Below are 8,881 nucleotides of genomic sequence, written 5' to 3'. Positions count from 1 at the left end.
TTCGTCCTGAGCCAGGATCAAACTCTCCGTGAATGTTTACCCGTAATCGGATGCACACATCACGAGAGCGGAACAACCGGTCGGAATAAGACCCGTTGTTCTCAGCGTCCTCGCTGTGTAATTGCCTGCCCGGTCGCCGAAGCGACCCGTGCAGGACTTTCAAAGGAACCACCAACCTGCCGAAGCAGGCCGGGGTATCAACATATTTGGCGTTGACTTTTGGCACGCTGTTGAGTTCTCAAGGAACGGACGCTTCCTTCGGTCCCGTTTCACCGGGTCCCTCCGGGCGCTTCCCTTCGTTCTTGCGTTTCCGACTCTATCAGACTCTTTCGTGTCCGATTCCCGGTCGAAGCGGGTCAAGCAGTTTCGCTTTCCAGATCCTCCGCTTTCGCGTTCTCCCTTTCCGGCGAGTCCGACTCTATCAGATCCTTTCGGGCCTGATTCCCAGTCAGCGGGGTTCGTCTTCCCGGCCGTTGGGCCGTTCCGACGCTCAAACTCTAGCGGATTCTCCCGGCGACTCATAATCGGGCCTTCGCAATGAATTCCGGCATGCCGAAATCATCCCGAGTGGGAGATCGTGCTGAAGTTTGGTTGCCGCGTTCGCGGCGGGATCGGCTGCCGCGGAACCGTTCCGGCTCCGTGACAACTCGGAGAACGTTACGGATCCACCAGGGGTGTGTCAACCCTCCCCCGGTGACCTCTGCGGGGCCCGGTGCCGGCCATCAGTCCAGGTCGGTGAGGCGGCCGCCGGCGTCCGGCTGGGCGTGCTCCACGCGGCGCAGGAGGCGGACCAGCAGCTCGCCGAGGACGCCGCGTTCGTCGCCGGACAGGTCCTGGAGGAGGTCCTCCTCGAAGTCGGTCGCCATACGCATCGCCTCCAGCCACTTCGTACGGCCCTCGTCGGTCAGCTCGACGATGACGCGGACCCGGTTGTTCTCGTCGCGGTCACGGGTGACCAGGCCCTCGCCGGCCATCCGGTCGACGCGGTGGGTCATGGCGGCCGGGGTGAGGCCGAGACGCTTCGCCAGTTCGCCGGGGCCCAGGCGGTAGGGGGCGCCCGACAGGACCAGGGTCTTGAGGACCTCCCACTCGGCGTTGCTGATGCCGAGCGCGGCGAGCTGTCTCCCGTACGCGACGTTCATCCGGCGGTTCAGGCGGCCCAGCGCGGAGACGACCTGTTCGACCTGGGGGTCGAGGTCGCGGAACTCGCGCTGGTAGGCGGCGATCTGTTCGTCGAGGCTCGGCTCGCTGGGGCCGGGCTCCTCGGTGCTCTCAGACATGGCGGGCAGTATGGCACGCCCCCCAACACCCTTGAAGTCCTTCAACCTGTAGTTTTCACTTTCTAAGTTTAGTGCTAAAGTCTTCGAGTCTGATTTCTTCGAAACCTTGAGGTGGGTGAGTGTGACCAGGGAGATGGGCGCAGCGCTGCGGCGGATCCAGCTGGGCAGCGCGCTGAGCGCGTTCGGGCTCGGGTTCACCGTTCCGTATCTGTACGTCTACGTGGCACAGGTACGGGATCTTGGCGCCGGGACCGCGGGGGTCGTTCTGGCGGCCTTCGCGATGGCGGCGCTGGCCGTTCTGCCGTTCACCGGGCGGGCCATCGACCGGCGGGGCCCGCTGCCCGTGCTGGTGGTGGCCTCCGCTCTGGCATCCGTGGGCGCCGTCGCCCTGGGGTTCGCGAGCAGCGTTCCGGCCGCCGTGCTGTCCGCCGCGGTCCTGGGCGCGGGCACCGCCGTCATGCAGCCGGCCCTCGCCACGATGCTCGTGTGGTGCTCCAGCACCGCGACCCGTACGCGCGCCTTCGCCACGCAGTTCTTCCTGCAGAACCTGGGGCTCGGGCTCGGTGGGCTCGTCGGCGGGCAGCTGGTGGACGTGAGCCGTCCGGCGAGCTTCACGATGCTCTTCCTGATCGAGGCCGCGATGTTCGTGGTGCTCGGTGTCACCGTGGCCACCGTGCGCATGCCGCGTACCGCTTCGCTCGGCGGTGCCCGGCCGGCGGACGGTTCCGCCGCGAAGGGCGGCGGGCTGCGGGCGTTGCTCTCGCACCGGGCGATGGTGCAGCTGTGCGTGCTGGGCTTCGTGCTGTTCTTCGCCTGCTACGGGCAGTTCGAGTCCGGTCTGGCCGCGTACGGCACGGAGGCCGCCGGGATCGAGCCCTCCACCCTCGGCTTCGCGCTGGCCGCCAACACCGCGGTCATCGTCGTGGCGCAGTTCGTCGTGCTGCGGCTCGTGGAGCGGCGGCGGCGCAGCCGGGTCATCGCCGCGGTCGGCCTGATCTGGGCGTTCGCCTGGATCGTGGCGGGCTACGCGGGGCTGGGCCACGGCAGCCAGACCATGGCGACGGCCGCGTTCATCTCGACGTACGCGCTGTTCGGGCTGGGTGAGGCGATGCTGTCGCCGACCGTCGCCCCGCTGGTCGCCGATCTGGCGCCGGAGTCGATGGTCGGGCAGTACAACTCGGCGTTCGCCCTGTGCAAGCAGCTCGCGCTCGCGGTCGGTCCGGCCGTCGGCGGGCCGATGGGGGCGTCGCTGCACGGCCCGTACATCGTGACCTTCGTGCTGTTCTCGCTGGGCATCACGGTGCTCGCGCTGCGGCTGGGCCGTCGGCTCACCCCCGTACAGGATCAGCCGTCGCTGGGACACACCCCCTCGCGGGTGGTGGCGGTGTCACTGCCCGCGGGCGGAGACGTCACGGAGACCGCGCCCTCTCCCGCGTCCGCCTCCGCCGGTCTCTGAGGGAGCCGCCCTGCTCACCGCGGCAGGGCGAACTCGCACCAGACCGCCTTGCCCCCTCCCGGTGTGCGCCGGCTGCCCCACGAGGTGGCGATCGAGGCGATGATCGAGATACCGCGTCCCGCCTCGTCCGCCGGTTCGGCCTGGCGGCGGCGTGGCAGGTGGTCGTCGCCGTCGGTCACCTCGATGATCAGCCGGCGGTCCGTACGACGCAGCCCCAGGCGCATCGGCGGGGTGCCGTGCTGGAGGGAGTTCGCGACCAGTTCGCTGGTGGCGAGGACGCCCAGGTCGCGGAGCTCGACGGGGAAGCGCCAGGAGGTCAGGACCCCGGTGGCGAAGGCACGGGCGCGCGGGGCGGCCTCGATGCCGCCGAGGAGATCGAGCGCGGCGTTGTGGAACAGTTCCGCGTTCGTCCCCGTACGGGCGGGGTGCTGGACCACCAGGACCGCCACGTCGTCGTCGTGCTCGGCGGTCACGCCGAGGGAGCGGATCAGCCGGTCACAGACCACCTGCGGTGATCCCTTGGCGCCCGAGAGGGCGCGGGCCAGGGAGGCGACCCCCTCGTCGATGTCCTCGCTGCGCCGTTCGACCAGGCCGTCCGTATAGAGGACCGCGGTGGAGCCGGGCGGCAGCGCGATGGTGCCCGAGGTGTGGACCCAGCCACCCGTGCCGAGCGGGGGGCCGGTGGGCTCGGCGGCGCGGTGGACCGTGCCGTCCTCGTCGCGGACGAGGATCGGGAGGTGGCCGGCGGAGGCGTAGACGAGCCGGCCCTCGTTCGGATCATGGACGGCGTAGACGCAGGTCGCGATCTGGCTGGCGTCGATCTCGGCGGCGAGGCCGTCCAGCAGCTGGATCACCTCGTGCGGCGGGAGGTCGAGCCGGGCGTAGGCGCGGACGGCGGTACGGAGCTGGCCCATCACGGCGGCGGCCCGGACCCCGCGGCCCATCACATCGCCGATGACCAGGGCGCTGCGGCCCGCGCCGAGGGTGATGACGTCGTACCAGTCGCCGCCCACCGCGGCGTCGGTTCCGCCGGGCTGGTAGGTGGCGGCGATGCGGAGGTCGTCGGGCTGTTCCAGCTCCTGCGGGAGCAGGGAGCGCTGGAGGGTGACGGCCGTTTCGCGGTGGCGGCGCTCGCTGGTGCGCAGGCGCTCGGCGGCTTCGGCGTGGTCGGTGACGTCGGCGGCGTACACGAGGACGCCGCCTTCTCCCCTGCCGTCGCCCTTCTCCTTTTCGCTCCTGCCCTCCGTGCTGTCCCAGGCGGCGACCGGGGTGCAGGTCACGGTGTACGAGCCGCCCTCGGCGGTCCTGCGGGACTTGACCGTGCGGGCGGTACCGCTGCGCAGGACCTGGTCGAGCAGCGGGACCACGCTGAGCTGGGCGAGCTCGGGCATGGCCTCGGCCGCGGGGACGCCGGACGGGCGGGGGCCGAACGCGGCCTCGTACGCGTCGTTGACGTACACGACGCGGTGGTCCGGGCCGTGCAGCAGGGCGACGGGGGCGGGGAGCCGGCCGAGGATCTCGCGGGCGGAGAGGTTGTCGAGGGCGGCCCCTGGAAGGGCCTCCGTCGATACGGGGTCGGAGGGCGCCGGGGAGGCGTCGTCCGGCGGGGCGGGCGAGCCCTCCGGCCGGGCGTACTCGGCTCGGGCAGCCGGCACGGAACTACGGTCGTCCCGCGCGGCGGCTCGGCGCTGCGTTCCGGGAAGGCGGGCGCTCCAACGCGTGAAGTTCACGGTATTTCTGGCCTCGTGTGTCGGTCTGGTCCGCTCGGGCGGGCTGCTTCTTCTGCCGTGTTCGGGGGCACCGGGGGCCGTACCCCCGGGAAGGCGCAGCCGGGCCTCGTCGTGCTGTTGGTGCGTCGCTGCTGGTCACTGCCGACCGGGTCACTCTGTGCAGGCGTGGGCCCACCTATGGTCACACGTCCAGTGTGACCGACCGTACTGACAGTCGCCGCCCTGCCGCCGGTCCGACCCTCGCCGGAGCCCTCCGTCTGTTGCCCCGTCAGCTGTTCGTCCGGCGGTCGTCCGGCGGTTCCTCCGGGCCCTCCGGACGGCCGGGGCGGGAGTTTCCCGGGGTCCCGGAGCCGCCCGCCGCGAGTTCGAACTCGGCGCGGGGGTGCTCCAGCGAACCGAGGGAGACGATCTCGCGTTTGAAGAGTCCGGACAGGGTCCATTCGGCAAGGACGCGCGCCTTCCGGTTGAACGTCGGTACCCGGCTGAGGTGGTACGTGCGGTGCATCAGCCAGGCCGGGTAGCCCTTGAGCTTGCGACCGTAGACGTGGGCGACGCCCTTGTGCAGTCCCAGGGAGGCGACGGATCCGGTGTACGCGTGCCGGTACTCCTTCAGCGGGCGGCCGTCGACCGAGGCGAGGACGTTGTCGGCGAGGACCTTCGCCTGGCGCACCGCGTGCTGGGCGTTGGGGGCGGTCTCGCGGCCCGGTTCGGAGGCGGTCAGGTCGGGTACGGCCGCGGCGTCGCCGGCGGCCCAGGCGTGCGGCATTCCCTCGACGCCGAGGGTGGCGGTACAGCGGAGCCGGCCGCGTCCGGTGAGGGGCAGGTCGGTGGCTGCCAGCAGCGGGGCCGGTTTGACGCCCGCGGTCCATACGAGGGTGCGGGTGGGGAAGCGGGAGCCGTCGCTGAGCACGGCGACGCGGTCCTCGCAGGTGTCGAGGCGGGTGTCGAGGCGTACGTCGATGTTCCGGCCGCGCAGCTCGCCGACGGCGTACGTGCCCATGGCCTCGCCGACCTCGGGGAGGATACGCCCGGAGGCCTCGACCAGGATCCACCTCAGGTCCGCCGGCTTGATGTTGTGGTAGTACCGCGCCGTGTAGCGGGCCATGTCCTCCAGTTCGGCCAGCGCCTCCACGCCCGCGTAGCCGCCGCCGACGAAGACGAAGGTGAGAGCGGCGTCGCGGATCGCGGGGTCGCGGGTGGCGGAGGCGATGTCCATCTGTTCGATGACGTGGTTGCGCAGCCCGATGGCCTCCTCGACGGTCTTGAAACCGATGCCGAACTCGGCGAGGCCGGGTACGGGCAGGGTGCGCGAGACGGAACCGGGGGCGATGACGATCTCGTCGTACGCGATCTCCAGAGCTCCGGTGCCGTCCTCGCCGGTGGCGAGGGTGATGACGGTCGCGGTCCGTTTGGTGTGGTCGATGCTCCGGGCCTCGCCGATGACGATCGTGCAGTCGTTCAGGACGCGGCGCAGCGGCACGACCACATGGCGCGGCGAGATCGAGCCGGCGGCCGCTTCGGGGAGGAAGGGCTGGTACGTCATGTACGGCTCGGGCGTGACGACCACGATCTCTGCGTCGCCGCTCTTCAGTCTCCGCTTCAACTTCCGTTGGAGACGAAGCGCTGTGTACATCCCGACGTAGCCACCGCCGACGACGAGAATGCGCACACCTGGCCGGGTGCCGGGGGTCGTCCCCCGGAGATCTGGAGCCATCACCACCCCATGACGCAACGGAGTCAGTGGTTTGTCCACAGGCCCGGCACATTGTGTGACTGGGGGAGCCTCAACGGCACTCGGGGCCCGTGGGCGGCGAGAGACGACAGTCGCGCAGGTCAGGCGCTACGCCCGGGGTAGGTGGGAGGCCAATGTTCCGGCGCTGGTCGGGTCTTGGTCCGATCGGGGGGAGCCCCATGCGGAACTACCCCCTTCTGAATTGACGCGGGCTCAACTATGTTCGTAACCCGTCGGGGTGTCGGGTGCGGATTTCGTTGTGCTCCGCTCCCCGACTGAAACGGCGGGAAGTCTCCGGGGGGAGACGTCATAACCGGGGGAAGTTATGCATATTCAGGATACGTACGGCCAGGTTGCGCTCTCGCGGGCGTCCGAGGACCACGGACGCCTCGGCTCCGTGGGTGCGCTCGGCGTCATGAGCTCGGCGGACGCCGTTCGCTCGGCGGCCGCGGTGAGTGCCGCGGCGATGGGTTCGGCCGGGGCCGGACAGGCCCCGAACGGGGCGACGACGGCGGGAACGGGGGCAGCGGGCGCGCCGCGCTCGGCTCCGTTGCGCGTCGACGCACAGCGCAATCTGGAGCATGTGCTGCGGGCGGCGCGCGAGGTGTTCGGGGAGCTGGGTTACGGCGCTCCGATGGAAGACGTGGCACGTCGCGCGCGAGTCGGCGTGGGCACCGTCTACCGGCGGTTCCCGAGCAAGGACGTTCTGGTGCGCCGGATAGCCGAGGAGGAGACCTCCCGGCTGACCGAGCAGGCGCGTACGGCGTTGGGGCAGGAGGAGAAGCCCTGGTCGGCGCTCTCCCGCTTCCTGCGTACGTCCGTGGCGTCGGGTGCGGGCAGGCTGTTGCCGCCGCAGGTGCTGCGGGTCGGGGTCGACGGGGAGGAGCCGGGTGCGCCGGCGGCTCCCGGGACGGCGTCGGGCACGGTGGACGAGACCCGTGTTCCGCAGCAGCGGCAGGAAACGGACCAGGACGACTTCCGCGTCGCGGCCCGGCGCTCCGGGGGCGGCGACGGGCTCGACGGCCTCGGTGAGGACACGGGCGCGGTCGAGCTGCTGGAGGTCGTGGGGCGGCTGGTGGACCGGGCGCGGGACTCCGGTGAGCTGCGCCGGGACGTGACGGTGGCCGATGTGCTGCTGGTCATCGCCACGGCGGCTCCTTCGCTGCCGAACGCCGCTCAGCAGGCCGCGGCTTCGGCCCGGTTGCTGGACATCCTGCTGGAGGGTCTGAGGTCGCGGCCCGCTTGATGGCCGGGGCCCGTGCTGTGGCCCCGCTCGTCCCGCCCGGCTGCCGCGGTCTCGTACGGGTCGCCTCGTATCGGCCATGCCGCGTCGCTCATCCGTCCGCGTACGCCCGTCCGTCCGCCTCGCCGTCCGTGCCAGGCGGGTGCGGGCGGGCACGCGGACGTTGAGCGGGTGTCGGGAGACGAATGAGCCGGGTCTCATTCCCCGAACGAAGGACTTCTCGTACTCGCATTCGAGAGAACGCCCCGGATGAGTGGTTGGCAGGAGTGAGAGGCCAACGCGATTGAGCCATGTGGCAGTCTTGGCCGGTATTCGGGTCCGAGTGTGTATACGGGGGCTTCCGCGATGAGCGGTAACGAGCAGCAGGAAGAGCCGCTCGGCGAGATCGCTGCGGCCGACAGGGACACGAAGGCGGACGGGCTGTCCGCCGGCCAGGTGCCGACCCAGGCCGTGCGCGGCGCGTCGGACGGTGAGGCCGGGGGCGGCACCGTCCTGCCCGGTCCATGGCCCGCCGTCGCCGAGGAGGACGCCTCCGGCGGAGCCGGCGCGCACGCGGTTCCGCAGCAGCGCGCGGGCCGCGGCGGCGCCCCCGATATCGGGCTGTCCGACGCCCGGTTGATCGAGGACATGCGGGCCGGCGACAACCAGGCCTACGAGGAGTTGTTCCGGCGGCATTCGGGCGCCGTGCTCCGCTACGCCCGCAGCTGCTGCCGGGACGCGCACACCGCCGACGACCTGACGGCCGAGGTGTTCGCGCGCACGCTCCAGGCCGTACGGGGCGGAAAGGGGCCGACGGAAGCGGTCCGGGCCTATCTGATGACCGCCGTCCGCCATGTCGCCGCCGCCTGGACGAAGAGCGCGAAGCGTGAGCATCTGGTCGACGACTTCGCGGTGTTCGCCGCACAGGCCTCCCGCTCCTCCGAGCTCTCCGACGACGACACCCTCGACCTCGGCGCCGACGTCCTGGCGATGCACGAGGCCGAGCAGACGATGGCGATGCAGGCGTTCCGGAGCCTCCCGGAGCGCTGGCAGGCGGTCCTGTGGCACACCACGGTGGAGGAGGAGTCGCCGAGCGAGATCGCCCCGCTGTTCGGCCTGACCGCCAACGCCACCGCCGTCCTGGCCAGCCGCGCGCGTGAAGGGCTCAAGCAGGCGTACCTCCAGGCCCACGTCAGCCAGGCGCTCACCACCGGCGGGGACTGCGCGCGGTACGCCGACCGGCTCGGCGCCCATGCCCGGGGCGGGCTGCGGACCCGGGCCGAGCGCGGGCTGCGCAAGCACCTCGACGCGTGTGCCAGGTGCCGGGTGGCCGCGGGCGAGCTGGACCATGTGAACGCCGGGATCCCGGCGTTGCTGCCCGTCGCGGTCATCGGCTGGTTCGCCGCCGGGTACGCGCTCAAGGCCGCGGGCATCGTGGCCGGTGGCGCGGCCGGGGCAGCC

6 protein-coding genes are annotated in these 8,881 nt (G+C 71.2%); 3 read left to right on the top strand and 3 right to left on the bottom strand.

Annotation, left to right across the window (positions count from 1 at the left end; translation table 11 throughout):
* Positions 1 to 722: 722 nt before the first annotated feature.
* Positions 723 to 1,280 carry a MarR family winged helix-turn-helix transcriptional regulator gene (locus B9S58_RS17230; RefSeq protein ID WP_103532980.1) on the bottom strand — a complete coding sequence of 186 codons (558 nt, stop codon included), beginning with the start codon at positions 1,278 to 1,280 and terminating at the stop codon, positions 723 to 725.
* A gap of 133 nt (positions 1,281 to 1,413) precedes the next feature.
* On the opposite strand from B9S58_RS17230, the gene B9S58_RS17225 reads away from it, so the two are divergent.
* A complete protein-coding gene (locus B9S58_RS17225; protein WP_103532979.1) occupies positions 1,414 to 2,736 on the top strand; it encodes an MFS transporter in 1,323 nt (440 codons plus the stop codon).
* A 14-nt stretch (positions 2,737 to 2,750) separates the two neighbouring features.
* Here the strand turns inward: B9S58_RS17225 and B9S58_RS17220 are convergent, their stop codons facing one another.
* Complete coding sequence (locus tag B9S58_RS17220) at positions 2,751 to 4,466, bottom strand: SpoIIE family protein phosphatase (protein WP_103532978.1); 1,716 nt, start codon at positions 4,464 to 4,466, stop codon at positions 2,751 to 2,753.
* 268 nt (positions 4,467 to 4,734) lie between these two features.
* Positions 4,735 to 6,099: an FAD-dependent oxidoreductase gene (locus B9S58_RS17215; RefSeq protein ID WP_258044657.1), complete on the bottom strand. Its 1,365-nt coding sequence runs from the start codon at positions 6,097 to 6,099 to the stop codon at positions 4,735 to 4,737.
* 424 nt (positions 6,100 to 6,523) lie between these two features.
* Between B9S58_RS17215 and B9S58_RS17210 the strand changes: the two genes are divergently transcribed.
* Together B9S58_RS17210 and B9S58_RS17205 are read left to right on the top strand one after the other, a co-directional pair.
* On the top strand, positions 6,524 to 7,444 hold the full coding sequence (locus tag B9S58_RS17210) for a TetR/AcrR family transcriptional regulator (protein ID WP_103532976.1): 921 nt from the start codon (positions 6,524 to 6,526) through the stop codon (positions 7,442 to 7,444).
* A gap of 342 nt (positions 7,445 to 7,786) precedes the next feature.
* The coding region (locus B9S58_RS17205; protein ID WP_146063523.1) for a sigma-70 family RNA polymerase sigma factor at positions 7,787 to 8,881 on the top strand (1,095 nt) is incomplete at its 3' end.

The organism is Streptomyces sp. SM11 (assembly GCF_002910905.1).
Taxonomy (GTDB): Bacteria; Actinomycetota; Actinomycetes; order Streptomycetales; family Streptomycetaceae; genus Streptomyces.
This window is presented reverse-complemented; position numbering and strand designations above follow the sequence as displayed.

Bases quoted from the DNA above. Each gene is read 5' to 3' on its own strand.
- B9S58_RS17230 (WP_103532980.1), bottom strand. From the start codon at position 1,280: ATGTCTGAGAGCACCGAGGAGCCCGGCCCCAGCGAGCCGAGCCTCGAC.
- B9S58_RS17225 (WP_103532979.1), top strand. From the start codon at position 1,414: ATGGGCGCAGCGCTGCGGCGGATCCAGCTGGGCAGCGCGCTGAGCGCG.
- B9S58_RS17215 (WP_258044657.1), bottom strand. From the start codon at position 6,099: ATGTACACAGCGCTTCGTCTCCAACGGAAGTTGAAGCGGAGACTGAAG.
- B9S58_RS17210 (WP_103532976.1), top strand. From the start codon at position 6,524: ATGCATATTCAGGATACGTACGGCCAGGTTGCGCTCTCGCGGGCGTCC.